Origin of the sequence: Amycolatopsis sp. NPDC026612, from assembly GCF_040638285.1 — a bacterium.
Lineage (GTDB): Bacteria > Actinomycetota > Actinomycetes > Mycobacteriales > Pseudonocardiaceae > Amycolatopsis.
Map to the genome: position 1 here is coordinate 105,121 of NZ_JBEZYB010000020.1, position 25,993 is coordinate 131,113.

Consider the following 25,993-nt stretch of genomic DNA (forward strand, 5'->3'; position numbering starts at 1 on the left):
GCCCCCCTCTTCCGGCGATAAGTGATCGCTTGGGAAGGGGGGCCACATGGCCTTGGGAAAGCTTCGCGCACTGCGCCACGCTCTGGTGGCGGCAGTCATGACCGGGGCGTTACTGCCCGTCGTGTCCACGGGGGTGGCGGCGGCGGCAACAACACTCCCGCAGGGGTTCGTCCTGCGGGACACCGATTCCGGACTGGGGCAGTACCAGCTCACGGACTTCGCCTACCTGCCGGACAACTCCGTGCTCGCCACCGGCAAGGACGGCCGCGTCCGCTGGCTGCCGGTCACCGGGGCCGGCAAGACGATCGCGACGCTGCCGGTCCGCACCGACGAGGACCTCGGTCTCGTCGGGCTGGCGGTAGCGCCGGACTACGCGACGTCGCACGCCATCTACCTCACGCGGTCGATCAACATCACCGGTGGCTTCGTCATGCGAATGGCGCGGTTCACGGTGACCGTGGACGCGGCCGGTGCGCCGGCCGGGCTGACCGGTGAGCAGACGTTGTTCGAAGTGCCGGGCGTCTTCAACGTCCACGCCATCAACGGCGTCATCGCCGCCGCGGACGGGACGCTGTGGATGTCCATGGGGGACAACAGCGACTTCCGGCAGATGGACACGAACTCGTTGCGTGCCCTGGACATCAACCAGCCGTACGGCAAGATCTTCCACCTGACCGCCGACGGCAAGGGTGTGCCGGGGAACCCGTACTACGACCCGGCCAACCCGGGCTCGACCGCGAGCAAGGTGTTCGCGCGCGGGTTCCGCAACCCGTTCCGGTTCAGCATCGACCCGAACCTCGGCCTGCCGGTCGCCGGTGACGTCGGCTGGAGCAACTGGGAAGAGGTCGACGTCGTCCAGCGCGGCGCCAACCAGGGCTGGCCGTGCTGGGAGGGCAACCACCCGACTCCCGGCTTCAGCGGCCTCGCGGCCTGCGCGGGTGTGGCGAACCAGCCGCCCATCTTCGAGCTCCCGCACGGCGAAGGCGTCATGACGGGCAACAGCGTCACCGGCGGCATCGTCTACAGCGGATCCAGCTACCCGGCGGCCTACCGCGGCTCGTACTTCTTCGGCGACTACGTGGCGAACAAGATCTGGACGATGCGGTACGACGACCAGGGCAAGCTCACGCAGGCCCCGGAGAACCCGCCGGTCTTCACCGCCATCGGCGGCCCGACGAAGTTCGCGGCGGCGCCGAACGGCGACATCGTCTATTCCGACATCCTGTCCGGAAACCTGCGCCGGCTGAGCTATTCGGCCAACAACACCGCGCCGGTGGCGAAGGCCACGACGTCGACGAACCCGGACACCCGCACCGTGTCGTTCGACGGCTCGGCTTCGGTCGACTACGACAACGACGCGCTGAAGTACGACTGGGACTTCGGGGACGGGACCACCGCCGCCAATGCCGGCCCCACGGTGTCGCACGCCTACGCGGCGGGCACCGAGTCGTTCACCGCGAAGCTGACGGTCCGGGATCCGCTGGGGCTGACCGGCGACACCACCATCGCGGTCGCGCCCGGCAACCACACCCCGGAGCTCACGCTGACCTCGCCCGGGACCACGGCGACGTTCGCGGTGAAGCAGGAGGTCGCGGTGAGCGCCACCGCGACCGACGCCGAGGACGGCGTGCTGCCGGTCACCTGGACCACGGCGGTGCGGCATTGCCCGAGCGAAGCGACCTGCCACGCCCACCCGGGCATCGGCGGGACCGGGGCGAGCTTCTCACAGCCGTTCACCGAACACCCGGACTCGCGGATGGAGTTCACCGCGACGGTGACCGACAGCGCGGGCGTCAGCACGTCGAAGACCTACACCGCGCTGCCGCGGCAGCACCGGATCACCCTGCTCGGCACGCAGCCCGCGGCGCTGAGCATCCCGGTGGAGGGCGGGGTCAACTCGGCCACGGTCACCGAAGGCGCCAGCTTCGACGTCGAGGCCGCGCCGCTGGCCATCGACGGTGTCTCGAAGTTCGCCGGCTGGCAGGACGGTCCGGGGGACACCAAGTGGGTCATCACCGTCGGCACGGCCGACCTGACTCTGACGGCGAACTACGCGACCCCGATCGACCAGCGCTACGACGCCGACCCGGACTTGCGGGCGAAGCTCGGGGCGCCGACGGCGGCCGAGGTCACCGACGGTTCGGTCCACTACCGGGTCTACGCGAACGGCCGGCTGTACTGGAGCGCCGCGACCGGCACCCAGTACGTCACCGGCCCGGTGCTGGACAAGTACCTCGCGTCCGGCGGGCACAGCGTGCTCGGCCCGCCGACGTCCGACACCACGACGAGCCCGGACGGCGTGGCCCAGCACAACGACTTCGTCAACAACGGCAACGTGGGGTCGATCTACTACACGATGGCGACGGGTGCCCACGCGATCTACGGTGAGATCCGGAAGAAGTGGGCGGCGCTCGACTTCGAGCGTGGTCTCGGCTACCCCACGACCGACGAGCTCGGCACCCCGGACGGTCTCGCCCGGTACAACCACTTCGTCAACAACGGCAACGTCGGGTCGATCTACTACACGACGGCGACGGGTGCGCACGCCATTTACGGTGAGATCCGGAAGAAGTGGGCGGCGCTCGACTTCGAGCGTGGTCTCGGTTACCCGATGACCGACGAGCTCGGGACGCCGGACGGGGTGGCTCGCTACAACCACTTCATCAAGAACGGCAACACCACCAGGTCGATCTACTACACGGCGGCGACGGGTGCGCACGCGATCTACGGTGAGATCTGGCGGAAGTGGGCGGCGCTCGACTTCGAGCGTGGTCTCGGCTACCCGACGACCGACGAGCTCGGCACGCCGGACGGCCGCGGCCGCTACAACCACTTCACCATCGGCGGCTCGATCTACTACACGACGACCACCGGTGCGCACATGGTCAAGGGCGAGATCCGGAAGAAGTGGGCGGCGATGGGGTGGGAGTACTCCTACCTCCACTACCCGAAGACCGACGAGTACGTGACCAACGGGATGTACCGCAGCGACTTCGAAGGCGGCTACATCACGTACACCAACGCCACGGGGGCCCGGGACTACCCCTGGTGACGGGCGACCGGACGCACTGAACAAGCCGGCGCAGGCCGTCTCCGGGACCCGGAGGCGGCCTGCGCCGTTTCGCGGCACGAAGATTTTCCCCGCCCGCCCAACCCCGGGCCGATCCGCACGTCTTGGTGGGCAGAAAGCGGAAACACGAAGTCCTGGGGGACCACATGCGCGTCCGGCGCGTTCTGGCTGTTCTGTCCACTTTGGTCGCGGCGGCCGTGCTGACCGCTTGTTCGGCGGGCGGGACCGCGGATGTCCGGCTGGCGGCCGGCACGCCGTCCGCCTCCCCGGAGGCGTCTGCCCCGGAGACGTCTGCCCCGGCTTCGGCGCCGGCCAAGACGAAACCGGCTCCGGCGAAGCCCGTGATGGCGGCCGGGGTGCCGTGCAAGATCACCGCGAAGGCCTGTGTGTCCCTTTCGGACAAACAGGCCTGGTTGCTCGACGAGGGCAAGATCGTCTACGGCCCGGTGAAGATCATGCCCGGCAAGAAGGGCAGCACGACGCCGCTGGGCACGTGGCAGGTGCTCTACAAGGAAAAGATGCACCTCAGCCACGAGTTCGACAACGCGGAGATGCCGAACTCGGTGTTCTTCTACAACGGCGTCGCGTTCCACGAGGGCAGCCTCAGCAGGTACTCCAACGGCTGCGTGCACCTCTCGAACGCGGCGTCGCTGAAGTTCTACACCTCCCTGACGAAGGGCGACGAGGTCCAGGTCGTCAGTTGAGCAGACCCGCCGGCGTCGTCCCGGCCGCTGTCAACGGCAGGCCGAGGGTCACGCGCTCGGTGAGCCACGGGCTCGGCCGGTAGCGGGGGTCGCCGGTGGCCGCGGTCAGGCCGCGCAGGATGCGCAGCACCACGTCGCCGCCGACGAGGTCGCCCCAGGCCAGCGGGCCGCGCGGGTAGCCGAGGCCGAGGCGGACCGCCGTGTCGATGTCCGACGGCGTGGCCAGGTGCTGGCCCGCGATGAAACACGCCGTGTTGACGATCGACGCCAGCAGGCGCTGCGCGATCGGGGCGGGCCCGTCACGGACGACCGTCACCGGGCGGCCGGTCGCGGCCAGCGCGCCCCAGGCGGCCCGGGCCGCCGCCGGGTCGAGGCCGGGGTGCACCGACATCGTCAGACGGCGTTCGTAGCCGCCGAGGGGGTCCACGCCCGCCACGCGGTCCGGCGGCAGCCCGGCGCGGACGGCGGCGTCCACAGTGGACTCACCGTAGAGCGGGACGAGCAGCACCGCGTCCGGGTAGGCGTCGGACACCACGTGCACGCCCGCGGACGAAAGCACGTGCGCCAGCGGCTCGTCCGCGGTGAACACCGGGCTCGAGGGCTTCGGCGGGGCCGTCGGCTCGTCGGCGAACTGCGCCCGGCCGTCCGCGTAGGAGTAGAAGCCTTCGCCGTTCTTGCGCCCGAACAACCCGGCGGCGACGCGCGGCCGGGTCAGCCAGGACGGCCGCAGCCGCGGGTCGCCGTGGAAGCCGCTCCAGATGCTCTCCAGCACGGCGTGCGAGACGTCGAGGCCGGTGAGGTCGAGCAGCTCGAACGGGCCGAGCTTCAGGCCGAGGACGTCACGGGCGATGCGGTCGACGTCGGCGGGCTCGGCCAGCGCCTCGGTGAGGATCTGCAGCGCCTCGGTGTTCAGGCCGCGGCCGGCGTGGTTGACCAGGAAGCCGGGCGCGTCCTTCGCGAGCACCGGCTCGTGGCCCCAGCCGCGGACCAGCTCGAGCGCCTGGCCGGGCAGCCAGTCGTGCGTGCGCGCGCCCGGCACGACCTCGACCAGCCGCATCAGCGGCACCGGGTTGAAGAAGTGCAGGCCGACGAGCCGCCGGGGATCGGCCAGTTCAGCGGCGATCTCGGTGACCGACAGCGAACTCGTGTTCGTCGCGAACACCGTCTCCTGCGGACAGACGCGCTCGAGACCGGCGAACAGGGCGCGTTTCGTCGCCAGGTCCTCCCGCACCGCTTCGATGACGAGGTCGACGCCGTCCGCCGCGGCGTCGGGCGCGTCCACCGGTACCAGCCGGGCCTTGACCGCTTCTGGGTCTTCGCTCAGCTTGCCCTTGGCCGCCAGCTTGTCCACCATCCCGCCGACGTACGCGATGGCCTCGGCGACGGCCTCGCGCCGGACGTCGGCCAGCTCGACGGTCACCCCCGCGGTCGCGGCCAGCTGGACGATTCCGCGGCCCATCACCCCGGTGCCGATCACCCGGATCCTGCCGACCTTCCCGGCCCACCCCGTCACGTCGTGCCGCCTTCCGCCGTTGGACTCCCGCCCCAGCCTAGAGGCCGACGAACTCCGCCATCCGCCTCGCCGAGTGGGCGAAGAACGAGTCGGCCGGGTCGACGCTGCCGACGTACTGGCCGAACAGGTCGAAGCTGATCGCGCCGAACAGCTGGGTCCACGCCATGAGCAGCCGGGCCACGGTTTCGGGGCCGGCGATGATCCCGAGGACCTTCGTGAGCGTCTCGGCCTGGGCGCGCAGCTCGGGCGCCACTTCGCCGTCGATGTCCCGCAGCTCGGTGTGCGTGAGCACCTTGACCAGGGCGAGCGCCACCCGCGCGGCCGGCACGACGGTGTCCTGCGGCGCCGCGTACCCGGGGATCGGCGAGCCGTAGATCAGCGCGTACTCGTGGGGGTGCGCGCGCGCCCAGTCGCGAGTTCCCTGCCAGATCGCCAGCCACCGCTCCCGTGGTGGACCCTGCCCCGGGTCCGCCTTCTCGGCCGCCTCGCCGATCGCGTTGTAGGCATCGACGATCAGGGCGGTCAGCAGCCGGTCGCGGCTCGGGAAGTACCGGTACAGGGCGGACGACACCATGCCCAGCTCCCGCGCCACCGCGCGGAGGGAAAGCCCGTGTGCGCCGACCTCGCCGAGCTGGCGGCGGGCCTCGTCCTTGATCTCCTGGGTCAGTTCGGCGCGGGCACGTTCGCGCGCCGTGCGAGTCGCGGTCATGGCGTCAGTGTGCCACGAGCGAGAGCAGCGCACAAAATAGAGAGCAGTGCTCTTGACAGTGAGTGGAGCAGGGGTGTTCACTGCTCTTAACCGAGAGCACTGCTCTCCCAGAACTCCGGAGGACACCATGACCGAGGCCCGCTACATCAAGCCCGCCAAGTCCACCGACCTCTTCAACGTGGTGGTCGCGAAGCTGACCAAGCTGGGCGTGAGCGTCCTGGGCAGCCGGGTGCTGACCGTCGTCGGCCGCAAGAGCGGGGAGCCGCGGTCGGTCCCGGTCAACCTGCTGACCATCGACGGCGTCGAGTACCTCGTCGCCCCGCGCGGCGAGACGCAGTGGGTGCGCAACCTGCGTGCGGCAGGTCAGGGCACCCTGCGCGTGGGGCGCCGCGTCGAGACGTTCACCTTCCGCGAGCTGGCCCACGACGAGAAGCCGGGCATCCTCCGCGTGTACCTCAAGCGCTGGAAGTTCGAGGTCGGCGTGTTCTTCGACGGTGTCGACGCCAAGGCCTCGGACGCAAAGCTGAGCGAGATCGCGCCGGGCTACCCGGTCTTCGAGATCTTCACGAAGTAGGTTTGCGCCGCGTGAGATTGGCCGCGATCAGGACCACACCGACCAGGAACGCGACGAGCCCGATGAGGAACCACAGCTTCTGGCCGGTCATGAAGCTGCCGGTGATGACGCCGACCCCCTGCAGCACCCAGACGGCGCCGACGAGCACGAGCACGACCCCGACCGCGAAGGTGATCCAGCGCCTCATCCGCCCAGTCTAGGCACGCCGCTCGCCCGGGACTATCGCCGCCGGCCCGATCCGGGCACGCTGTCGGCCCGGTTAGGGCACAGTTGCGGTGTGCAGGACATCAGGGGGTCGCTGCGACGGCAGTCGCTGCTGGTCGCGCTCGTCTGTGTCGTCTGCGACGCCGCGCTCTTCGGGATTCGCGCGCCGATCGGGGAGGCCGGATGGCGGGCCTGGGTCGTGCTGCTCGGCGGGGTGGCCGTCAACGCGGCCCTCGCCGGGGCCGCGCGGTACTCCGGGTGGGTCGCGCTCGCCCACGCCGTCCTCTTCGCCGGCGCGCCGCTGCTCCTCTGCACCTGCCAGGGGTACGTCATCGGCAACAACGCCGGGATCCTCATCGCCGGCTACCGGGCCGGGGCGTGGCTGCGGCCCAGGCCCGCGGTGCTCGCGCTCGGCGCCCTGCTCGCCGGGGTCACCGCCGGCTGCCTCGAAGGCGGCGGCCGGACGGCGGGCGACTGGCGGCTGATCGCCGTCAGCGTCAGCGTCTCCGCGCTCCTGCCGTGGCTGGTCGGCCGGTACACGACGGCCCGGCGGGCCTACATCGCCGACCTCGAACGCGAAGCCGACGAACGCCGCCAGCACGAAGAAGAGGCCGTGCGCCGGGCCGTCACCGAAGAACGCACGACGATCGCGCGCGACCTGCACGACGTCATCTCCCACCACGTCAGCGCGATCGGCGTGCACGCGGGCGCGGCCCGGCTCGGGCTGCCCGCCGGCGACTCGCCGGTGCGGAAGTCACTCGGCGCGGTCGAGTCGGCGAGCCGCTCGGCGATGGCCGACCTGCGCCGGCTGCTCGACCTCCTGCACGCGGAAACCAACGCCGAACAGCCCGGCCTGGACAACCTCGGGGAGCTGGTCGAGACCGTCCGCGCGGCCGGCCTGCCGACCCGGCTGACGCTGCGCGGCGAACCCCGCGAACTGCCGGGCTCGCTCGACGTCGCGCTCTACCGGATCGCCCAGGAAGCCCTGACCAACGCGCTGCGCCACGGCCGGGGCCCGGTCGAGGTCGAGCTGAACCACGGCCGCACCGAAATCGTGCTGACGGTGACCAACGGCCTGCACGCGAACCGGACGGCCAAGGGCGAGCACGCGCACCGCGGCCTGGCGGGGATCCGCCAGCGCGTCACGCTGTTCGGCGGCCAGGTCTCCTACGGCGAGACCGGCGAACTCTGGCAGCTGCGCACGACCTTCCCGGTGGAGAGCACATGATCCGCGTCCTGCTGGCCGACGACCACGCGATGTTCCGGTCCGGGATGCGCGCGCTGCTCGACACCCAGCCCGACTTCACCTGCGTCGGTGAGGCGTCCGACGGCCGCGAGGCCGTCGCCGAGACCGCGCGCCTGCGCCCGGACGTCGCGGTCCTCGACGTCCGGATGCCCCGCCTCGACGGCCTCGCCGCGACCGAGGCGATCCTGGCCGCGCCGGGCAACGACACCCGCGTCCTCGTGCTCACCACCTACGACGCCGACGAGTACGTCTACCGCGCGCTGCGGGCCGGGGCGAGCGGGTTCCTGCTGAAGAGCCTGGCGCCGGAGGAGCTGCTCGCGGCGATGCGCGTGGCGGCCCGCGGGGACGCGCTGATCGACCCGTCGGTGACGCGGCGGCTGGTGGCGAAGTTCGCGGCGGTGCTGGAACCCCCGGCCGCCGAACCACCCGAGCTGGCCCGGCTGACCTCCCGCGAACGCGAGGTGCTCCTGCTGCTCGCCGGCGCCTGCAGCAACGCCGAGATCGCGCGGAAGCTGCACGTCGGCGAGGAGACCGTCAAAACGCACGTGTCGCGGGTGCTGAGCAAGCTCGGGCTGCCCGACCGCGTGCACGCCGTCGTCTACGCCTACCGCCACAAGCTCGTCCCGGAAGGCAGGGAACGCCCCGATGCGACGTGAGGGGGTTCGCGGCACTGGGGCGTTCCCTGGTCGAGGGGCGGTGGTGGGAGCGTGGATCAGCTCGTCGGGCGGGCCGGGTAGCCGCCGTTGCGGCGCTGGCCCGGCTGGCGCTGGCCCTGCTCCAAGCCCTGGCCGAGGGACGTCGCCGTCGCTGTCTGGCCTTCGACCTTGGCCACCACCGTCACGTTCGTGTCGCCGGTCTTCACATCGCCCGTTTTCTGGGTCGACGTGTCGATCGTGTACGTCTGCTTGTAGCCGTCCTTGCTGGTCAGCGTCACCGACGTGGCGCTCAGCTCGGTGACGTCGCCGGTCTGCAGGCGCTCGGTCGTGTAGCCGCCGCTGCCGTTCGCCACGACGAAGTCGCCGTGCAGCGCTTCACGCAGCGCCGCCATGCCGCCGCCGAAGCCGCCGCCCGGCACGCCCTGGCCGCGGAACTGGCCGCCACCGGGGCCGCCGAAGCCGCCGGGGCCCTGTGCGGTGTTGTCGGCGCTGCTGGTGCCGGCCCAGATCGCCGCGCCGCCGCCCGCCGCGATCACCACGGCGATGCCGGCCGCGATCGCCGTCTTCTTGCCGGACCAGCCCTTCTTGGGTGCGGCGGCCGGGGCCGGGTCGCCCCAGCTGGCGGGAGCCGGGCCGCCCTCGGGCGGGGTGTTCGGGGTCGTCATCGTGTCCCTCCGGTGGTGCCCACACTGGTCTCGATCAGGTTCACCGCCGTGGCTGTGTTTGAGCTGTGCGGAGCGTCAGCGGGCGCTGTGCCTCGAACGCGCGAACCTTCACAGGAAATGCACAGCGGCCGCACAGCGAACACCGACGCCGAGCCGGGAAGGTGGCACTATGACCGCTATGAACGCCACGTCACCGGGCCCTGGCAAGGCCGACCTGCGCCGCGCCGACGGGAGCCCCGTGCGGGTCCTCGTCGTCGACGACGAGGCGACGCTGGCCGAGCTCGTGTCGATGGCCCTGCGGATGGAGGGCTGGGAGGTGCGCAGCGCGGGCGACGGCACGGAGGCGGTCCGGATCGCGCGCGACTTCCGCCCGGACGCCGTCGTCCTCGACGTCATGCTCCCCGACTTCAGCGGCATCGAGGTGCTGCGGCGGATGCGGTCCGAGGCGCCCCACCTGCCGGTGCTGTTCCTGACGGCGAAGGACGCGGTCGAGGACCGCATCGCCGGGCTCACCGCCGGCGGCGACGACTACGTCACCAAGCCGTTCAGCCTCGAAGAGGTGGCGCTGCGCCTGCGCGCGCTGCTGCGCCGGGCGGGCGGGGTGACCGGCACGAGCGGGTCGACGCTGGTCGTCGGCGACCTCACCCTGGACGAGGACAGCCGCGAGGTGCACCGCGGCGGCGACCTCGTACCGCTGACCGCGACCGAGTTCGAGCTGCTGCGCTACCTCATGCGCAACCCGAAGCGCGTGCTGTCGAAGGCGCAGATCCTGGACCGCGTGTGGAGCTACGACTTCGGCGGCCAGGCCAACATCGTCGAGCTCTACATCTCCTACCTGCGCAAGAAGATCGACGCCGACCGCGAGCCGATGATCCACACCATGCGGGGCGCCGGGTATGTCCTCAAGCCAGCGGGCTGAGCGGCGGCGGTCGCGGGCCCGGCGGCCGTGGTCGCTGCGGCGGCGGCTGATCGTCCAGCTCGCCGCGCTGCTCGCCCTGGTGTGCGTGGTCGTCGGCGTGGTCACGGAGTTCGCGCTGAGCGAGTTCCTCGTCGGCCAGCAGGATCAGCGGCTGGCCGCGGCGAGCGACCGCGCCCGCCACGGCGGGGACCGGCCGCCGCCCTGGACCTACGGCGAAGCGCCGCCACCGGACCCGTTGCGCGTGCTCGGCCAGGGCGAGGGCACGCTCGCGGTGGTCCTGATCGGGACGAAGGCCTCGGCCGGGGTGCTCGACTCGAGCGCGGCCGTGGCGTCGAAGGGCAAGGCGCCGTTCAAGGACATTCCGGACGAGCAGGTGCTCGCCCTGCTCGCGCTGCCGTCGGACGGGAAGCAGCGCAGCATCGACCTCGGTGGCAGCTTGGGTGAGTACCGCGTCGTTTCGACGACGTCGCGCCGGGAAAAAACGGTGATCGGCCTGCCGCTGAAGGACGTCAACGAGACGCTCTGGCAGCTCGGGTTCATCCTCGGCGGGGTCGCGCTCGCCGGGATCCTGGTGGCGGGCGCGGTCGGGGCGGCGACGATCCGGCGCACGATGCAGCCGCTCGACCGGCTGGCCGCGACCGCGACGCGCGTCTCCGAGCTGCCGCTGGACCGCGGCGAAGTCGCGCTGTCGGAACGCGTTCCGGAGGCCGACACCGATCCGAACACCGAGGTCGGCAAGGTCGGTTCGGCCCTGAACCGGATGCTGCAGCACGTCGCGAACGCGCTGACCGCGCGGCACGCGAGTGAAAACCGCGTCCGCCAGTTCGTCGCGGACGCGAGCCACGAACTGCGGACGCCGCTGGCGGCGATCCGCGGTTACGCGGAGCTGACCCGCCGCGGCGGCGGCGAACAGGTGCCCCCGGACGTCGCCTTCGCCATGAGCCGCGTCGAGTCCGAGTCGCGCCGGATGACGACGCTGGTCGAGGACCTGCTGCTGCTCGCCCGGCTCGACTCCGGGCGGCCGGTGGTCCACGAGTGGGCGGACCTGTGCCGGCTGGTGGCCGACGCGGTCGCGGACGCGCACGTCGCGGGCCCGGACCACAAGTGGCTGATGGACGTCCCCGGCGAGCCGATCGGCGTCCTCGGGGACGCGGGTCAGCTGCACCAGGTGGTGATCAACGTGCTGGCCAACGCGCGCACGCACACGCCGCCGGGCACCACGGTGACGACCACACTGTCCACTTCGGACGGCATGGTCCGGCTCCGGGTGGCCGACGACGGCCCCGGCATCCCCCCGGAGATCCTCCCGGACATCTTCGAGCGGTTCGCCCGCGGCGACAATTCGCGCTCGCGCGCGGCGGGGAGCACCGGGCTCGGCCTGGCGATCGTGGCCGCGGTGGTGGCGGCGCACGACGGCCGGGTCGGCGTCACCAGCCGTCCGGGCCGGACGGAGTTCGAGATCACCTTCCCGGCGGCCCCGGCTCCGGCCTGAGCACCCGATCGGGACCGATGCACAGCTGACCCACAGCTTCGGCACAAGTTCACCACATGCGGCGCCGACACGGTGAAGGCCATGACGACCACGCTGTCGGCGCCCGAACACGCCCAGCCCACGCCCCCCGCCGCCACCGGCGAGCCGCGGTGGGTCAAGCCCTCCGTCGCCGCGCTCCTGCTCGGCACCGGCCTGCTCTACCTGTGGGACCTGGCGAAGACGGGTTGGGCGAACGACTTCTACGCCATGGCCGTGCAGGCCGGCACGTGGAGCTGGAAGGCGCTGTTCTTCGGTTCACTCGACCCGGGCAACGTCGTCACCGTCGACAAACCGCCGTTCTCCCTGTGGGTGATGGGGCTGTCCGGCCGGCTGTTCGGCTTCTCCAGCTGGAGCCTGCTCGTGCCGGACGCGCTCGCCGGCGTCGCGTCGGTCGGGCTGCTCTACCTCGCCGTGCGACGGCTGTCGGGTCCGGGTGCCGGGCTGCTGGCCGGGGCCGGGCTCGCGCTGACGCCGGTCGCCGCGCTCATGTTCCGCTACGACAACCCCGACGCCTTCCTCGTGCTGCTGCTCGTCGCCGGCGCGTACTGCGTGGTGCGTGCCCTGGAACACGCGAGCACGAAGTGGCTGCTGCTCGCCGGGGTGGCGATCGGCTTCGGGTTCCTCGACAAGATGCTGCAGGCCTTCCTGGTGCTGCCGGCGTTCGTGCTGGCGTACGCCTTCGCGGCGCCGACGTCGCTCGGCCGCCGGATCGGCCAGCTGTGCGCCGCGGCGGGCGCGGTGCTCGTCTCCGCGGGCTGGTGGATCGTCGTCGTCGCGCTGTGGCCGGTCGCGGACCGGCCCTACATCAGCGGGTCGACCGACAACACCGTGCTGGAACTGGCCTTCGGCTACAACGGGCTCGGCCGGATCCTGGGCGAAGGACGCGGCGGTGGCGGTGGCGGGGCGGTCACCCCGCCCGCCGGTCTGGACCTGCCCGCCGGCGGCCGCGGGTTCGGTGGCGGGTTCGGCGGCCAGGCCGGTCTGACGCGGTTGTTCGGTGGCGAGTTCGGCGGCGAGGCGTCGTGGCTGCTGCCCGCCGCGGTCGTCGGGCTGGTCGCCGGACTGTGGTTCACGCGCCGCGCGCCCCGCACCGACCGGACGCGGGCGGCGCTGCTGCTGTGGGGCGGCTGGCTGGTGGTCACCGCGCTGGTGTTCAGCTACATGAGCGGCATCATCCACCCGTACTACACGGTCGCGCTGGCGCCCGGGATCGCCGCCACGCTGGCGATCTCCGCGCGGGAGCTGTGGCACGGACGGGCGAACTTCGCGGCCCGCGCGGTGCTCGCCGTCCTGCTCGCGGTGACCGCCGTCTGGGGTTTCGTGCTCCTCGCGCGGACGCCGGACTGGCAGCCGTGGATCCGCTACACGCTCCTGGTGCTCGGCGCCGCCGCGGTCGCGGGGCTGCTCTTCGGTGCCGACCGGGTCCGGCGGCTCGGCCCGGTCGTGGCCGTGCTCGGGCTGTGCGGGGCACTGCTCGGGACGACGTCCTTCACGCTGGCCACGGCGGCGACCGCGCACAACGGGGGAACGCCGTCGTCCGGCCCGGCCGTCGCGAGTGGCCGCGGCTTCGGCGGCGGCCAGCGGGGGTTCGGTGCGGGGGAGACCGATACCGCGGTGATCGACCTGCTGAAGAACACGACGACTAAGTGGGCCGCGGCGCAGAGCGGCGCGATGCAGGCGGCCGGCCTGGCGCTGGCGAGCGGACGGCCGGTGCTCGCGATCGGCGGCTTCAGCGGCAGCGACCCGGCGCCGACGCTCCGGCAGTTCCAGCAGTACGTCGCCGACGGCGACATCCACTACTACGTCACCGGCGGCCGCGGTGGCTTCGGGGGCGGTCGCGGGACCGCCGGCGAAATCCAGACCTGGGTCGAGCAGAACTTCGCCCCGGTCACCGCCGGGGGCACCACCGTTTACGACCTGACCAAATCTGTCGGCTGATCGAAATAGGCGGCGCCGCCGAATTGTTTCCAGCGTGTTAACAGTCGGGAATCATTGGGCGTATCCCAGACCGGTGCGGTATCGGCGGATGCGGACAGGTGTTCGATTCCGGCTTCGGTGGCCGGCGCATTCCGAACGACCGTTCGGATCCGTGCTTTCGCTGTCGGTGATGATCTCGGCACTCCCCGCTGCCGCCGTGACGACTAGCGCCTATCGGTCGCGCGGTGCCACGTCGTGGCCGCGGCTGCGATCCGCGATCTTGACCGGTCGGCCGACAGGAATCCGGTCGAAATTGGTCTTGAATCACTCGAATCGCGCTGGTTGACCCAACTGGTGGTCACTCGTTCGGCTGAAGTGGTCGGACGTTGTGGAGATCTTGTGCTAGTCGCTAGGCTCCCCGCCGGGAGAGGGACAGGGGCGGCGCGTGTTCTCTCGCGATGACCCGATCGGCCCTTCCCATCGTCACCAGTCGTAGTCCCGAGCACCGCAATTCCCCCTTTGGTACGGCACCACTCCACTTCCCCCGCAACTTGGAGTTCGTTGTGATTTCCCGTCCTCGCCCCCGTCTGCTGACGGTGCTCCTGACGTTGCTCACCCTCGCCGGGGTCACCGCGCTTTCGGGGTGCAGTGACAGCGCCGCCTCCGGTGGCGGCAGCAAGATCACCCTCGGGTTCAGCGCCTGGCCGGGCTGGTTCCCCTGGCAGGTGGCGCAGGAACAGGGGCTGTTCGCGAAGAACGGCGTCAACGTCGACCTCAAGTACTTCGACAACTACACCGACAGCATCAACGCCCTCTCCAGCGGCGCCATCGACGCCAACAGCCAGACCCTCAACGACACGCTGTCGTCGGTCTCCGGCGGCGCCAAGCTGTCGATCGTCCTGGTGAACGACAACTCCACCGGCAACGACAAGATCATCGCGCGGGACGGGATCACCAGCATCGCCGACCTCAAGGGCAAGAAGGTCGCCGTCGAGCAGGGCGCGGTCGACCACTACCTGCTGCTGCTCGCGCTGCAGTCGGCGAAACTGACCGAAAAGGACATCCAGCTGGTCAACCTCCCGACCGACGCCGCGGCGGCCGCGTTCAAGAGCGGCCAGGTCGACGCGGTCGCCGCGTTCGCGCCGTTCACCTCGACGGCGCTGGAGCGCCCGGGCAGCCGCGCGATCTCCTCGTCGGCCGAGTTCCCCGGCGCCATCCCGGACCACCTCGTCACGTCGCAGAAGCTGGTCAAGGACCACCCGAAGGACGTACAGGCGCTGGTCGACACCTGGTTCGAGACGCTGACCTGGATCAAGAACAACAAGGACGCGGCCGTGCAGATCATGGCCAAGCGTGGTGGCGTGTCCGATGCGGACTACAAGTCCTACGACGCCGGCACCACGATCTTCACGCGGCAGCAGAACATCGACGCGTTCACCCCGGGCGTCACCGCGCAGCACCTCGACTTCCAGGCGAACAAGATCATCGACTTCATCGTCACCACCGGGCTCGCGCAGCAGCGGCCGTCGCTCGACGGCCTGTTCGAAGACCAGTTCGTGAAGGCCGCCCCCCAGTGACCGGTCCGACCCAGCGCACCACCCCGGCGAGCACGGCCGAGGCGCGGGCCGCCGAGGCGCAGGAAGCCGAACAGCGGCTCGCCGAACAGCAGGAGGCCGGCCGGACGGGCGGCGGACGCCCCGACTGGTCGCCGCTGCCCCGCCGGGCCGGGCTGAAGCCGTCCGCTTCGCCGCTTTTCTCCTTGCGCACGCCCATTTCCGCGGCGTCCCGCTGGACGCTCGCGGTGCTGTCGTTCGTCATCCCGTTCCTGGCGTGGGTCGTGCTGGGCGTCAGCGGGGCCGTCGATCCGACGTTTCTGCCGTCCCCGGCCGCGGTGCTCAAGGCCGGGGTGGACATGGCGAGCACCGGTGAGCTCTTCGACGATCTCTGGACGACCACCCAGCGGGTGCTCGAAGGTTTCGGCCTCGCGGTGCTCGTCTCCGTGCCGCTCGGCATCCTGATGGGCTCCTTCGCTGCGGGGCAGGCGTTCTTCGAGCCGCTGATCGGGCTGATGCGCTACCTGCCGGCGAGTGCGTTCATCTCGCTGCTGATCATCTGGCTCGGTCTCGGCGAGCCGTCGAAGATCGCCATCCTCTTCATCGGGACGGTGTTCTTCAACACGCTGATGACCGCCGACGTCGTCCGCGGCGTGCCCAGCTCGCTCATCGACGTCTCCTACACGCTCGGCGCGCGCCGGGGCGAAGTGCTGCGCAAGATCGTCGTGCCGCACTCGCTGCCGGGCATGATCGACGCGATCCGGGTCAACGCCGCCGCGGCGTGGAACTTCGTGGTCGTCGCCGAGCTGATCAACTCCTCGGCGGGCCTCGGCTACCGGATCGTGCGCGCGGCGCGGTTCGTGCAGACCGACAAGATCTTCGCGGTGCTCGTGGTCATCGGGATCTCCGGGCTCGGAATCGACGTCCTGCTGCGCCTGCTGCGCACGCGGGTCGGGAAGTGGGCGGCATGACGCTGGAGCTGCGGAACGTCGCCAAGGACTACACCGTCCGCGGCCGGGTCACGCGCGCCCTCGACGGCGTCGACCTCGAAGTGCTGCGCGGCGAGTTCGTCTGCGTCGTCGGCGCGAGCGGCTCGGGCAAGTCGACGCTGCTGTCGCTGGTGGCCGGGCTCAGCCGGCCGACCGAGGGCGAGATCGTGCTCGACGGCGTGCCCGTGACCGGGCCCGGGCCGGACCGCGGGCTCGTCTTCCAGGCCGGCGCGCTCTACCCGTGGCGCAGCGTCGAGAAGAACGTCGCGTTCGGCCTCGAACTGCTCGCCCTCGACTCGGCCGAGCGCGCCAAGCGCATCGACTGGTACCTGGCCGAGACCGGGCTCGAAGCCGTGCGGAAGTCGCTGCCGAAGCAGCTGTCCGGCGGCCAGAAGCAACGCGTCGCGATCGCCCGCGCGCTGGCCTGCGAACCGGAAGTTCTGCTGCTCGACGAACCCTTCGGCGCGCTGGACGTCCAGACCAAAGAGGACATGCAGGTGCTGATCCGCCAGGTGTGGGCCGACACCGGCACCACGGTGCTGATGGTCACCCACGACGTCGAGGAAGCGGTGTTCCTCGGCGGCCGGGTGGTGGTGCTCGCCTCCGACCCGGGCCGGATCGCCGCCGACGTCGAGGTGGGCCTGCCCGCCGAGCGCGGCCTGGCGGTGAAGCGCGAACCGCGGTTCCTCGCGCTGCGCGCCCGGATCGAGGACCTGGTCCGCGAGCAGCACCGGGGCCACGTGAGCCGGGTGGCCGCGGTCGAGTGAGAACGGAAGACGGGGAAGGTGGCGGGATGAGACACGGCAGGCCGGTCGCGAAACGGGCCGGTGGCGGGGGTTTTCTCGCCCGGCTCGGTATTCGCGGCAAGCTGAACCTGCTGCTCCTGCCCCCGCTGGTCGCGGTGGTGCTGGTGTCGGTGCCGTTCGTGCTGACCCAGGCGAACAGCGCCGGCGCGGCCGACCAGTCGGCGACGGTGGCGCGGTACACCCAGCAGCTCGGCGGGCTGGTCTGGCAGCTGCAGCGCGAACGGCTGCTGACGGGTGCGTACGTCGCCACGCCGTCGATGCCGGCCGACCAGATGCTCCAGCAGCAGAAGACGGTCGACACGGCGGTCGAGGACGTGCGGAAGTCGCTCGATGCCGACGCGCCGGACGAGCTGTCCGCGGCGCTGACGCGGATCGGCTCGCTCGCCGAGCTGCGGCAGAACGCGCTGCGCCGCGGGGTCGCGCTCGACAGCGTCGCCCGCACCTACCACGCGGTGATCGGTGCGGTGATCGACTCGCTGCGGCTCGTCCCGCAGCTCAGCGACGACGCCGAGGGCACCCGTGAGCTGTCCGCGCTGGAGGCGCTGCTGCGCTCGAACGAGGAGAACTCGCTGCGGGGCATGGCGTTGATCGTGACGGCGGTGTCGCCCGAGGCCGGCCGGTCCATCCTGGACGACGCGACCCAGCAGGCGCCGATCTTCACCGACCGGTTCGTCCAGCAGGCCGACGACGAAGCCGACAGCGAGCAGGCCGCACTGGTCGTCAACGTCGAGGCGAGTGAAGCGGGCCGCCGGATCGAGGAGCTCGCCGCCCAGATCGGCAACCCGCGGGACGCGGCAGGCACCACCCAGTACGTCACCGACGTCCTCAAGGCCTCGGAAAGCCAGGCGGGCCAGCGGAAACTGGTGCAGGAACGGGTCATCGGCGAGATCGCCGACTCGGCGGCAGGCCGGGCCAGTGCCGCGACCCGCCTGGCCTGGACGGTCGGCCTCGGCGCCGGCGGGCTGTTCCTGCTGGTCGCCTTCCTCGCCGTCGCGGTGTCCCGCTCGATCGCCGGGCCGCTGCGCCAGCTGACCACCGCGGCGACGTCGGTCGCCGACCTCGCCGGCACCGAGCTCGTCCGCGTGACCGACACCGAGGCGGCCGAGGAGCAGGTCCCGCGGCTGGCCACCATCGACGTCGTCTCCGACGACGAGCTCGGCAAGCTCGCCGCCGCGTTCAACCGGGTCCAGACCACCGCGGCCGAGCTGGTCGAACGCCAGGCGCTCACCCGGCGCAACACCAGCCTGATGTTCGCGAACGTCGCTAAGCGCACGCAGAACCTCGTCGGCCGCCAGCTCGCCCTGATCGACGAGGTCGAACGCAACGAACAGGACACCCGGCTGCTGGCCAGCCTCTACCGGCTCGACCACCTCTCCACCCGCCTGCGCCGCAACGCCGACAACCTGCTCGTGGTGTCCGGCACCCGCGACGAGACCCGCATCGCCGGCCCGATCGAGCTGCCGACCGCCCTGCGCTCCGCCCTCGCCGAAATCGAGGACTACCAGCGCGTCAAGCTCGGTGTCGTCGCCGAGATCCTGCTTTCCTCGGCGCTGGGCGCCGACCTGGTGCTCGTCTTCGCCGAGCTGCTGGAGAACGCGACGTCGTTCTCGCCGCCGGGTTCGATGGTCGAAGTGGACACCATGCTGCTCGCCGACGGCGCCTGCCTGGTGAACATCGTCGACCACGGCATCGGCATGACCGCGGAGAAGCTCGCCGAAGAGAACAAGCGGCTCGTCGAACGCGAACGCCTGGAGCTGGCGCCGACGAGTGTGCTCGGCCTGTTCGTGGTCGGCCGCCTCGCGCGGCGCCACGAGCTGGGGGTCGAGCTGCTCGCGACGCCGACCACCGGCGGCGTGACCGCACGGCTGATCATCCCGGCGTCGCTGTTCACCCACCGCGCCGAGCTGCGCACGAAGCCCGAGCCGTCACCCGCCATCCCGGCGCCGGCCGCGCCGTCACCGTCGTCGCCGCCCCGCCACGCGGCGCCCGCCAGTCTGGCCGACCTGGCCGAATTCCGGCCGCCGGTGCCCGAGCCGGTCCTCGACCGGCCCACCGAACTGCCGGCGCCGGCGATCCCGGCGCTGCTCGGCCACGGCAACGGCTTCCGCTGGTTCCGCGAGCTGGAACCGGTGTGGCCGGACGCCGAACCCGACGCCAAGCCCGCCGAAGCACCCGAGCCGGCGGGGGAGGCGGCGGCGGAATCCCGTGGCGGCCTGCGCCGCCGGATCCGCGGCGCCCAGCTGCCCCGACCGGGCACGTCGGCGCCGGTGACCGAGGACCCCAAACCGCGGCACGACCCGGACGCGACCAAGGCCGCGATGGACGGCTTCGCGAGCGCTTTCGCGAAGGCCGCCGAGGTCAACGCCCTGACGAGCGACCCGCCGTCCGCGCCGCCCACCGTCGTGACCGAACCCGTGTCCCCTCTCCCGGTCCACGTCCCCGTGGACTCGTCGCCGGTGGCCACGGCCCCGATCACGGCCGCCGCGCTGTCGCGGGACGGCCTGATCCGCCGCGTCCCCGGCGCCCAGCTCGCCCCCGGCCTGCGTCAGCAGACCGCGGGGCGGCCACCCGCCCGCGCCGTCGTCAACCGCACCAGGCGGGACCCGGCGGCCGAGCGGGCGGCGTTCGACGCGTTCGCCGCCGGCCTCGCCAAGGCGGAGGACGTGACGGCAGACAGCCCGCCCCAAGGCGTGGTCGCCGGTCGTGTGATGGAACGAGGAGAAGAGAGCAGGAAATGAGCATCCCCGCACCTGGCGTCAGTGTCGAAGCCCAGAACTTCAACTGGCTGGTGAGCCGCTTCGCGCAGCACACCGCGGGCGCGATAGCCGCCATCGCGGTCTCGGCCGACGGCTTGCTGATCGCGGTGTCCTCGGAACTCGAGCGCTCCAACGCCGACCGCCTCGCCGCGATCTCCTCCGCCATGCTCGGCCTGGCCCACGGCGTCTCCGAAAGCCACCCGCTCGGCGCACCGGACAAGGTGATCATCGAGCTCGAGTACGGCTACCTGCTCGTCTGCACCATCAGCATCGGCTGCTCGCTGGGCGTCCTCGCCAACAAGCAGGCCAGCCTCGGCACCATCGCCTACGAGATGGCGATGTTCGCCAACCGCGCCACCGAAGTCCTCACGCCCGGCCTGATCGAGGAGCTCAAGAACACTGTGGGGTCGTGATGTCCGAGGAACCGGACATCTCCCTGCTGCGGCCGTACCTGATGACCTCGGGGCGCGCCCAGCCGGTCGACCAGAGCCTCGAAATCGAGGCGCAGGTGATGACGTCCCGCCTCGGGGCGGCGTCGCACCCGAAGCTCACGTTCGAACGCCAGGAAATCGTTTCCCTGTGCCGGAACACGATGTCGGTCGCCGAGGTGGCCGCCATGCTCGGCCTGCACATCGGCGTGGCCAGGGTGCTGGTCGCCGACCTCGCCGAACTCGGCTACGTCGTCGTCCGCCGGCCGGGCAACCACAACTCGCACGACCTCGGCATGATCGAAAGGGTCATTCGTGGACTCGAAGCCATTCACTGAACCGGGCACCCGGCCCCCGGCCCCGGTCAAGATCGTCATCGCGGGCGGCTTCGGCGTCGGCAAGACAACGGCGGTCTCGTCCATCTCGGAGATCAAGCCACTCACGACGGAGGCCGCGATCACCTCCGTGGCCGCTTCCGTGGACAGCACCGGCCACGTCCCGGCCAAGACCACGACAACGGTCGCGCTCGACTTCGGCTGCATCACGATCGACGACGAAGTCAAGCTGTACCTGTTCGGCACACCCGGCCAGGACCGCTTCGGCTTCATGTGGCAGGACCTGGTCCACGGCGCACTGGGCGCACTGGTGATCGTGGACACCCGCCGCATGGACGACTGCTACCCGGCAGTCGACTACTTCGAGAACGCGGGCCTGCCGTTCGTGGTGGCGGTCAACATGTTCGACGGATCCCTCGGCCACAACCTCGACGACATCCGCTGGGCACTGGCGGTCAGCGACGACGTCCCCCTGATCACGTTCGACGCCCGGCAGAAGCTGTCAGTGCGAGACGCGCTGCTGGCGGTGCTGCACAACACGTTCAAGAGGGCACGAGCCCAGGCAGGTGCAGGGGCTTGATCCGGGCCCGCTACACTTGACCACGGACCCCGCGCGGCGTCCACCCTGTGAACCTCCCCAGGGCCGGAAGGCAGCAAGGATAAGCAGGCTCTGACGGGTGCGCGGGGTCCCCTTCTTTTCGGCTCCTGCTTCGGGGCTTCGCCCCTTCGCCGGGCCTTCACTTCGTTCTTCTGCCCGGGGGCCGAGCCCCCGGACCCCCACGGTGCCTCACGCGCGGCCTGGGAGGGCTGCCGTGCTTTCGTGACCTGCGAACTTGCTGTGATTTTCCTGCGGTCTGGCGGGGCGGGGCGGGCGGGGGCGGGGGCGGGTTGAGCGCCCCAATGTGGCCTTCGGTGCGTTGAACGCACCCAATGTGGCCTTCGGTGCGTTGAACGCACCCAAGGCCACCTTGGGGCGCTGGGATCAGAACAGGCCCAGGATGTCGGTTGGGGGGTTGGGGGGCTGGGGGGCGTTTGCGTCGGTTATGGGGGGTGCTTTTGCTGCCATTTTTTGGAGCTCTGGGCCCGTTATGCACCTTGCTGGGAAGGGGGCTGAGGCTGTTTGCTGCGCCAGCTCTGCTGTGGGGAGTTCGGTTGTTGAGGCGGCCAGGACCAGGTTGCCGAAACGGCGGCCGCGGAGGACTCCTGGGTCGGCCAGTAGCAGGACCTCCGGGAAGACTGCCAGTAGCGTTGCCAGGAAACGGCGGGCGAAGGGGAGGCCCGAGCCGTCCGTGATGTTCGCCAGGTAGACGCCCTGGGGGCGGAGGATGGCCGCGATCGCCTGGGTTGCCTCCAGGGTCGCCAGGCCGCCGGCCAGCGTGGCCCGCTCGAACGCGTCGACCACCACCAGGTCCGCCGAATCGTCCCGGCGCGTCGCCAGGCCCTCGCGGCCGTCCGTCACCCGGACGCGCAAGCCCGGCACCCGCAGCCCCAGCTGGGTGCGGACCAGCTCCACCAGCTCGCCGTCGGCGTCGAACACCAGCTGCCGCGACCCCGGCCGCGACGCCGCGACGTACCGGGGCAGCGTGCACGCCGCCCCGCCGATGTGGAGCGCGTCCAGCTGTCCCGGCGGCAGCCGGTCCACCACGTCCCCGAACCGGCGGACGTAGTCGAACTCCAGGTGGCCCGGATCGTCGAGGTCGACGTACGACTGCGCGACCCCGCCGACCGACACCAGCCAGGCGTTGCCGCGACCCGTGTCCCGGACCAGCTCCGCCGTGCCGAACCGCACCGGGTACCGCCCAGGCACCGGTTCGGGCTTCCGCGTACGGCTCACGAAGTCCGAGGTTATCGGAAACATTCCGACCGCTCGCGCGATAAGGGAACGGAACGATCATCGATCGAGGGGGTTTCACCTTGCGTGCGAACGCAGTAATCATTGCCGCGGCTCTCGCCGCCGGTGTCTTCGCGACGCCGGCGGCCGCGGATGTCCTGCCCGACCGGGCCCAAGCCGTCTCGCTGCTCGAGACCGGCGGCCCCGGCGTGGCCCGGGCCGCCGAAGCGGCGCTGCTCGGCTCACCGGCGGACCTGCAGACCTTCCTGACCACCGGTCGCGAGCGGGCCCAGAACGACGACGAGCGGGTCCTCGTCGCCCAGGCCATGTCCGCCGGTGGCCCGGTCACCAAGCGCGCCGCCCAGCAGGCGCTCGACGGCAGCCAGGCCGACATCCGCGAGTTCCTGGCCCACGGCCTGGCCCAGGCCCGGATCGCGGACGACCGGATCGCCGTCTTGCAGGCCGGGAATTCCGGCGGCCCGACGGTCCAGGCCCGGGCCCAGCGGGCGCTCGACGGCACGGCCGCCGACGTGCGCGCCTTCCTCGAGACGGGCCTGCAGCAGGCCAAGGACGTCGACGACCGGCTCACGGTCAACCAGGTCATGGCCGCCGGCGGCCCGGAGGTCAAGGCCGCCGCGCAGACGGCGCTCGACGGCACCCCGGCCGACGTCCGGTACTTCCTCTCCCGGTGGCAGCAGGTCGCCGCGAACAACGACGCCGAAGTCACCGCGGTCCAGGGCCGGCTCGACGGGGCCAAGGCGGCCGCGGCCCGCCACCGTCCCCTCGTGGTGAAGCTCGCCGCGGAAGAGGCCGCGAAGATCGCTTCGGACGCGCGCAAGGCGAACGCCGACCGGCTCGCCGCCCAGCAGGCCAAGAACCAGCAGGACGGCCGGGCCGCCGCGGGCGCCGAAGCCACCGCTCAGCAGCAGGCCCGCGAAGCCGCGGCCCGCGCCGCGCAGGCCAAGACGGACAACGACAAGCTGCTCGCCGACGCGGCCGACCCGGCGCTGACCGTGCCGAACGGCCGCAAGGCGGCCGTCTACCTGCTGCGCAACGGCGGCGCCGCCGTCAAGAACGCCGCCCGCGCCGCGCTGAGCGGCTCCGACGACGACGTCGTCACGTTCGTGCGCAGCGGTCTCGCCGTCGCGCAGGAGTCCGACGACCGCGCCGCCGTCGCGGCGATCGCGGCCGACCCCAAGGCCCGGCCGGGCCTGCGCCAGGCCGCCACGAACGCGCTCGCCGGTCCGTACGCAGGTGTCGCCGCGCTGCTGCGCACCGGTGACTACCCGGGTCGCGACGCCGACGACCGCGTCGAGGTGAACCAGATCATGGCGGCCGGCGGCCCGAGCACGAAGCCGGCGGCCCAGAAGGCGCTCGACGGCACCGTCGCCGACGTACGCGAGTTCCTGGCGCACGGGCAGTACGTCACGCACCTGATCGACCTGAGCGTGTACGCCACCCGCACGCTGTCGGAAGGCCCCGAGGTGACCTCGGTCGCGCAGGGCGTCCTCGACGGGCCGGACTCGGGCCTGCAGACGTACCTGGACAACGAGCTGCCCAGGGCGCGGGCCCGGGACGCCTTCACCGCCCAGCACGTCGCCAAGGTGAACGCTCTGGTCGCCGAGGCGGCCGCGCTGGTCTCCTGACCGCACGGCGAAGGTTGTCGGACCCTGGCGGTAGTCTCGCGGCGTGGCTCTAGCGCTGTACCGCAAGTACCGTCCGGCAACCTTCGCCGAGGTCGTCGGGCAGGAGCATGTGACCGAACCCCTCCGCACGGCGCTGGCCGCCGGGCGGATCAACCACGCCTACCTGTTCTCCGGCCCCCGCGGCTGCGGCAAGACTTCGAGCGCGCGCATCATGGCGCGTTCGCTGAACTGCGCCAAGGGGCCGACGCCGGACCCGTGCGGCGAGTGCAGCTCGTGCAAGGCGCTGGCGCCGGAGGGGTCGGGCAGCGTCGACGTCACGGAACTCGACGCCGCCAGCCACGGTGGGGTCGACGACGCCCGCGAGCTGCGCGACAAGGCGTTCTACGCCCCGGCCGAGTCGCGCTACCGCGTGTTCATCATCGACGAGGCGCACATGGTCACCACGCAGGGCTTCAACGCCCTGCTGAAGATCGTGGAAGAGCCGCCGGAACACGTCATCTTCATCTTCGCCACCACCGAGCCGGACAAGGTGCTCACCACCATCCGCTCGCGCACGCACCACTACCCGTTCCGCCTGATCCCGCCGGGCTCGATGCGCAGCCTGCTGGAGCGCAACATCGCGGCCGAGGGCGTCGAGGTCGAGCCGGCGGTGTACCCGCTGGTCATCCGGGCGGGCGGCGGGTCGGCGCGGGACACGCAGTCGGTGCTCGACCAGCTGCTCGCCGGCGCCGGACCGGAAGGCATTTCGTACCCGCGGGCGGTCGCGCTGCTGGGCGTCACCGACGTCGCGCTGATCGACGACATGGTCGACGCACTGGCGACCGAGGACGCCGCCACGGTGTTCGGCACGGTGGAGCAGCTCACCGAGGCCGGCCACGACCCGCGCCGGTTCGCCACCGACCTGCTCGACCGGCTGCGCGACCTCGTGCTGCTGCGCGCGGTGCCCGAATCCGCGGGCGGGCTGGTGTCCGCGCCGGAGGAAGAACTGTCGCGGATGGTCGCGCAGGCCCAGCGGATCGGCATCGCCACCCTCTCGCGCTACGCCGACATCGTCCACAATGGATTGCTCGAGATGCGGGGCGCGACCTCGCCCCGGCTCGTGCTCGAGCTGCTGTGCGCGCGGATGCTGCTGCCTTCGGTGGCCGAAGCGGAAAAGGCGCTGCTGGCCCGGCTCGAGCGGCTGGAGCGCCGGGCCACCCTGGCCGGCGGGGGCGGCGCACCCGCCGAGGGCGGGATCGAGCCGCCGGTGCGTTCCGCGGCCGCGGAACGCGCGTTTTCACGGCCTTCGCAGCGCCCGTCGCCGGCGGGCCCCGCACCGGTGCCGGTGCCGGAAGCGGAGCCGGAGCCGGTCAAGCCGCCCGCCCGCGCGGTCACCGCCGAGCCCGTGAACGGCGGTGGGGCTGCCGCGCGTACGCCCGCCGGTGGCACGCCCGCACCGGCGGCCGCTGTGTCCGCTGGTGGTGGCCGGGAAACCGCACCCACCTCGGGCGGCAGTGCGCCTGCCGCTGCTCCCGATGGTGGCTGGAGCACCCCGCGTGCCCCCGGTGGCGGCACACCCGTCCCGGCGGTGGCTGCCGCCGCTCCCGCGGCCCAGCCGGCCGACGGTGGCTGGGGTGCGGTGCGTGCTCCCGGTGGCGGCACGCCTGCCCCGGCCGCCACCGACCCGGTCCCGGCCGCGCCGGCCGCCGCACCCGCGGCACCGGGCGCGCTGGATGCCGCCGGGCTCCGGAACATCTGGCCGGAGCTGATGACCGCGTTGCGCAAGTTCACCGGCGGCCGCAGCATCGAGGCGATGCTGACCCAGGCGACGGTGGCGACCGTCGAGGGCAACGCCGTGACGTTGACCTGCTGGTCCGCCCGCCGTTCAACGTGCTCTACCTCGGCATCAACCAGTCCGGCCCGGCCGGCGACAAGCTGAAGGACGTCAAGGTCCGCCAGGCG

The 25,993-nt window shown here is 71.6% G+C and carries 22 protein-coding genes and 1 other RNA gene; 18 read left to right on the forward strand and 5 right to left on the reverse strand.

The features are described from left to right. Nucleotides 1-97: 97 nt before the first annotated feature. The gene (locus AB0F15_RS20535; RefSeq protein ID WP_360272307.1) at nucleotides 98-3,052 is read left to right on the forward strand and encodes a PQQ-dependent sugar dehydrogenase; all 2,955 of its coding nucleotides are present in this window, start codon (nucleotides 98-100) and stop codon (nucleotides 3,050-3,052) included. Between the two features lie 164 nt (nucleotides 3,053-3,216). Beyond that, the gene (locus tag AB0F15_RS20540; protein WP_360272310.1) at nucleotides 3,217-3,774 is read left to right on the forward strand and encodes a L,D-transpeptidase family protein; all 558 of its coding nucleotides are present in this window, start codon (nucleotides 3,217-3,219) and stop codon (nucleotides 3,772-3,774) included. Here AB0F15_RS20540 and AB0F15_RS20545 read toward each other — a convergent pair. Both AB0F15_RS20545 and AB0F15_RS20550 read right to left on the reverse strand, forming a co-directional pair. Next, nucleotides 3,767-5,287 carry a 3-hydroxyacyl-CoA dehydrogenase gene (locus tag AB0F15_RS20545; RefSeq protein WP_360272313.1) on the reverse strand — a complete coding sequence of 507 codons (1,521 nt, stop codon included), beginning with the start codon at nucleotides 5,285-5,287 and terminating at the stop codon, nucleotides 3,767-3,769. The genes AB0F15_RS20540 and AB0F15_RS20545 overlap by 8 nt on opposite strands. Nucleotides 5,288-5,324: 37 nt before the next feature. Beyond that, nucleotides 5,325-5,996, reverse strand: coding sequence for a TetR/AcrR family transcriptional regulator (locus tag AB0F15_RS20550; protein WP_360272316.1), 672 nt, complete (start codon nucleotides 5,994-5,996; stop codon nucleotides 5,325-5,327). 127 nt (nucleotides 5,997-6,123) lie between these two features. Here AB0F15_RS20550 and AB0F15_RS20555 point away from each other — a divergent pair, with 127 nt between their 5' ends. Then, entirely contained in the window at nucleotides 6,124-6,570 is a 447-nt protein-coding gene (locus tag AB0F15_RS20555) for a nitroreductase family deazaflavin-dependent oxidoreductase (RefSeq protein ID WP_360272318.1), read from the forward strand. Here AB0F15_RS20555 and AB0F15_RS20560 read toward each other — a convergent pair. Then, nucleotides 6,560-6,757, reverse strand: a complete 198-nt coding sequence (locus AB0F15_RS20560) for a hypothetical protein (protein WP_360272321.1) — start codon at nucleotides 6,755-6,757, stop codon at nucleotides 6,560-6,562. The two genes, AB0F15_RS20555 and AB0F15_RS20560, sit on opposite strands and share 11 nt — an antisense overlap. Before the next feature lie 90 nt (nucleotides 6,758-6,847). Between AB0F15_RS20560 and AB0F15_RS20565 the strand changes: the two genes are divergently transcribed. Both AB0F15_RS20565 and AB0F15_RS20570 read left to right on the forward strand, forming a co-directional pair. Further along, a complete protein-coding gene (locus AB0F15_RS20565) occupies nucleotides 6,848-8,002 on the forward strand; it encodes a histidine kinase (protein ID WP_360272323.1) in 1,155 nt (384 codons plus the stop codon). Next, on the forward strand, nucleotides 7,999-8,676 hold the full coding sequence (locus AB0F15_RS20570) for a response regulator transcription factor (protein ID WP_360272326.1): 678 nt from the start codon (nucleotides 7,999-8,001) through the stop codon (nucleotides 8,674-8,676). The genes AB0F15_RS20565 and AB0F15_RS20570 overlap by 4 nt, the downstream gene beginning before the upstream one ends. A 56-nt stretch (nucleotides 8,677-8,732) precedes the next feature. Here the strand turns inward: AB0F15_RS20570 and AB0F15_RS20575 are convergent, their stop codons facing one another. Further along, entirely contained in the window at nucleotides 8,733-9,341 is a 609-nt protein-coding gene (locus tag AB0F15_RS20575; protein WP_360272328.1) for a hypothetical protein, read from the reverse strand. A 169-nt stretch (nucleotides 9,342-9,510) separates the two neighbouring features. Between AB0F15_RS20575 and AB0F15_RS20580 the strand changes: the two genes are divergently transcribed. From AB0F15_RS20580 to ffs, 11 genes are all read left to right on the forward strand, one after another. Continuing rightward, nucleotides 9,511-10,260 carry a response regulator transcription factor gene (locus AB0F15_RS20580; protein WP_360272331.1) on the forward strand — a complete coding sequence of 250 codons (750 nt, stop codon included), beginning with the start codon at nucleotides 9,511-9,513 and terminating at the stop codon, nucleotides 10,258-10,260. Further along, nucleotides 10,238-11,752 (forward strand): HAMP domain-containing sensor histidine kinase, encoded by a 1,515-nt coding sequence (locus AB0F15_RS20585; RefSeq protein ID WP_360272333.1) that lies wholly within the window; start codon nucleotides 10,238-10,240, stop codon nucleotides 11,750-11,752. Before AB0F15_RS20580 ends, AB0F15_RS20585 begins: the two co-directional genes overlap by 23 nt. 81 nt (nucleotides 11,753-11,833) lie before the next feature. Next, on the forward strand, nucleotides 11,834-13,729 hold the full coding sequence (locus tag AB0F15_RS20590) for a glycosyltransferase family 39 protein (protein ID WP_360272336.1): 1,896 nt from the start codon (nucleotides 11,834-11,836) through the stop codon (nucleotides 13,727-13,729). 542 nt (nucleotides 13,730-14,271) lie between these two features. After that, nucleotides 14,272-15,285 (forward strand): ABC transporter substrate-binding protein, encoded by a 1,014-nt coding sequence (locus AB0F15_RS20595; RefSeq protein WP_360272338.1) that lies wholly within the window; start codon nucleotides 14,272-14,274, stop codon nucleotides 15,283-15,285. Continuing rightward, nucleotides 15,282-16,232 carry an ABC transporter permease gene (locus AB0F15_RS20600; protein ID WP_360272341.1) on the forward strand — a complete coding sequence of 317 codons (951 nt, stop codon included), beginning with the start codon at nucleotides 15,282-15,284 and terminating at the stop codon, nucleotides 16,230-16,232. The genes AB0F15_RS20595 and AB0F15_RS20600 overlap by 4 nt, the downstream gene beginning before the upstream one ends. Beyond that, nucleotides 16,229-17,017 (forward strand): ABC transporter ATP-binding protein, encoded by a 789-nt coding sequence (locus AB0F15_RS20605; protein WP_360272344.1) that lies wholly within the window; start codon nucleotides 16,229-16,231, stop codon nucleotides 17,015-17,017. The genes AB0F15_RS20600 and AB0F15_RS20605 overlap by 4 nt, the downstream gene beginning before the upstream one ends. A gap of 26 nt (nucleotides 17,018-17,043) precedes the next feature. Further along, a complete protein-coding gene (locus AB0F15_RS20610) occupies nucleotides 17,044-19,794 on the forward strand; it encodes a nitrate- and nitrite sensing domain-containing protein (RefSeq protein ID WP_360272346.1) in 2,751 nt (916 codons plus the stop codon). Then, complete coding sequence (locus tag AB0F15_RS20615; protein ID WP_360272349.1) at nucleotides 19,791-20,225, forward strand: roadblock/LC7 domain-containing protein; 435 nt, start codon at nucleotides 19,791-19,793, stop codon at nucleotides 20,223-20,225. The genes AB0F15_RS20610 and AB0F15_RS20615 overlap by 4 nt, the downstream gene beginning before the upstream one ends. Next, nucleotides 20,225-20,578 carry a DUF742 domain-containing protein gene (locus tag AB0F15_RS20620; RefSeq protein WP_043776019.1) on the forward strand — a complete coding sequence of 118 codons (354 nt, stop codon included), beginning with the start codon at nucleotides 20,225-20,227 and terminating at the stop codon, nucleotides 20,576-20,578. Before AB0F15_RS20615 ends, AB0F15_RS20620 begins: the two co-directional genes overlap by 1 nt. Further along, on the forward strand, nucleotides 20,556-21,155 hold the full coding sequence (locus AB0F15_RS20625) for an ATP/GTP-binding protein (protein ID WP_360272352.1): 600 nt from the start codon (nucleotides 20,556-20,558) through the stop codon (nucleotides 21,153-21,155). The genes AB0F15_RS20620 and AB0F15_RS20625 overlap by 23 nt, the downstream gene beginning before the upstream one ends. A 21-nt stretch (nucleotides 21,156-21,176) precedes the next feature. Next, nucleotides 21,177-21,271, forward strand: an RNA gene (ffs, locus tag AB0F15_RS20630) — signal recognition particle sRNA small type. A gap of 286 nt (nucleotides 21,272-21,557) precedes the next feature. Here the strand turns inward: ffs and AB0F15_RS20635 are convergent. After that, on the reverse strand, nucleotides 21,558-22,433 hold the full coding sequence (locus tag AB0F15_RS20635; protein WP_360272355.1) for a fused MFS/spermidine synthase: 876 nt from the start codon (nucleotides 22,431-22,433) through the stop codon (nucleotides 21,558-21,560). A gap of 56 nt (nucleotides 22,434-22,489) precedes the next feature. On the opposite strand from AB0F15_RS20635, the gene AB0F15_RS20640 reads away from it, so the two are divergent. Both AB0F15_RS20640 and AB0F15_RS20645 read left to right on the forward strand, forming a co-directional pair. Further along, nucleotides 22,490-24,052 (forward strand): ALF repeat-containing protein, encoded by a 1,563-nt coding sequence (locus AB0F15_RS20640; protein ID WP_360272358.1) that lies wholly within the window; start codon nucleotides 22,490-22,492, stop codon nucleotides 24,050-24,052. 43 nt (nucleotides 24,053-24,095) lie between these two features. Then, nucleotides 24,096-25,970, forward strand: a complete 1,875-nt coding sequence (locus tag AB0F15_RS20645) for a DNA polymerase III subunit gamma and tau (protein ID WP_360272361.1) — start codon at nucleotides 24,096-24,098, stop codon at nucleotides 25,968-25,970. Nucleotides 25,971-25,993 lie beyond the last annotated feature (23 nt).

Excerpts from the sequence above, each read along its gene's own strand:
- AB0F15_RS20580 (WP_360272331.1), top strand. The coding sequence starts at position 9,511 with ATGACCGCTATGAACGCCACGTCACCGGGCCCTGGCAAGGCCGACCTG.
- AB0F15_RS20555 (WP_360272318.1), top strand. The coding sequence starts at position 6,124 with ATGACCGAGGCCCGCTACATCAAGCCCGCCAAGTCCACCGACCTCTTC.
- AB0F15_RS20570 (WP_360272326.1), top strand. The coding sequence starts at position 7,999 with ATGATCCGCGTCCTGCTGGCCGACGACCACGCGATGTTCCGGTCCGGG.
- AB0F15_RS20550 (WP_360272316.1), bottom strand. The coding sequence starts at position 5,996 with ATGACCGCGACTCGCACGGCGCGCGAACGTGCCCGCGCCGAACTGACC.
- AB0F15_RS20585 (WP_360272333.1), top strand. The coding sequence starts at position 10,238 with ATGTCCTCAAGCCAGCGGGCTGAGCGGCGGCGGTCGCGGGCCCGGCGG.
- AB0F15_RS20575 (WP_360272328.1), bottom strand. The coding sequence starts at position 9,341 with ATGACGACCCCGAACACCCCGCCCGAGGGCGGCCCGGCTCCCGCCAGC.
- AB0F15_RS20540 (WP_360272310.1), top strand. The coding sequence starts at position 3,217 with ATGCGCGTCCGGCGCGTTCTGGCTGTTCTGTCCACTTTGGTCGCGGCG.
- AB0F15_RS20560 (WP_360272321.1), bottom strand. The coding sequence starts at position 6,757 with ATGAGGCGCTGGATCACCTTCGCGGTCGGGGTCGTGCTCGTGCTCGTC.
- AB0F15_RS20590 (WP_360272336.1), top strand. The coding sequence starts at position 11,834 with ATGACGACCACGCTGTCGGCGCCCGAACACGCCCAGCCCACGCCCCCC.
- AB0F15_RS20610 (WP_360272346.1), top strand. The coding sequence starts at position 17,044 with ATGAGACACGGCAGGCCGGTCGCGAAACGGGCCGGTGGCGGGGGTTTT.
- AB0F15_RS20605 (WP_360272344.1), top strand. The coding sequence starts at position 16,229 with ATGACGCTGGAGCTGCGGAACGTCGCCAAGGACTACACCGTCCGCGGC.
- AB0F15_RS20615 (WP_360272349.1), top strand. The coding sequence starts at position 19,791 with ATGAGCATCCCCGCACCTGGCGTCAGTGTCGAAGCCCAGAACTTCAAC.
- AB0F15_RS20535 (WP_360272307.1), top strand. The coding sequence starts at position 98 with ATGACCGGGGCGTTACTGCCCGTCGTGTCCACGGGGGTGGCGGCGGCG.
- AB0F15_RS20620 (WP_043776019.1), top strand. The coding sequence starts at position 20,225 with ATGTCCGAGGAACCGGACATCTCCCTGCTGCGGCCGTACCTGATGACC.
- AB0F15_RS20635 (WP_360272355.1), bottom strand. The coding sequence starts at position 22,433 with ATGTTTCCGATAACCTCGGACTTCGTGAGCCGTACGCGGAAGCCCGAA.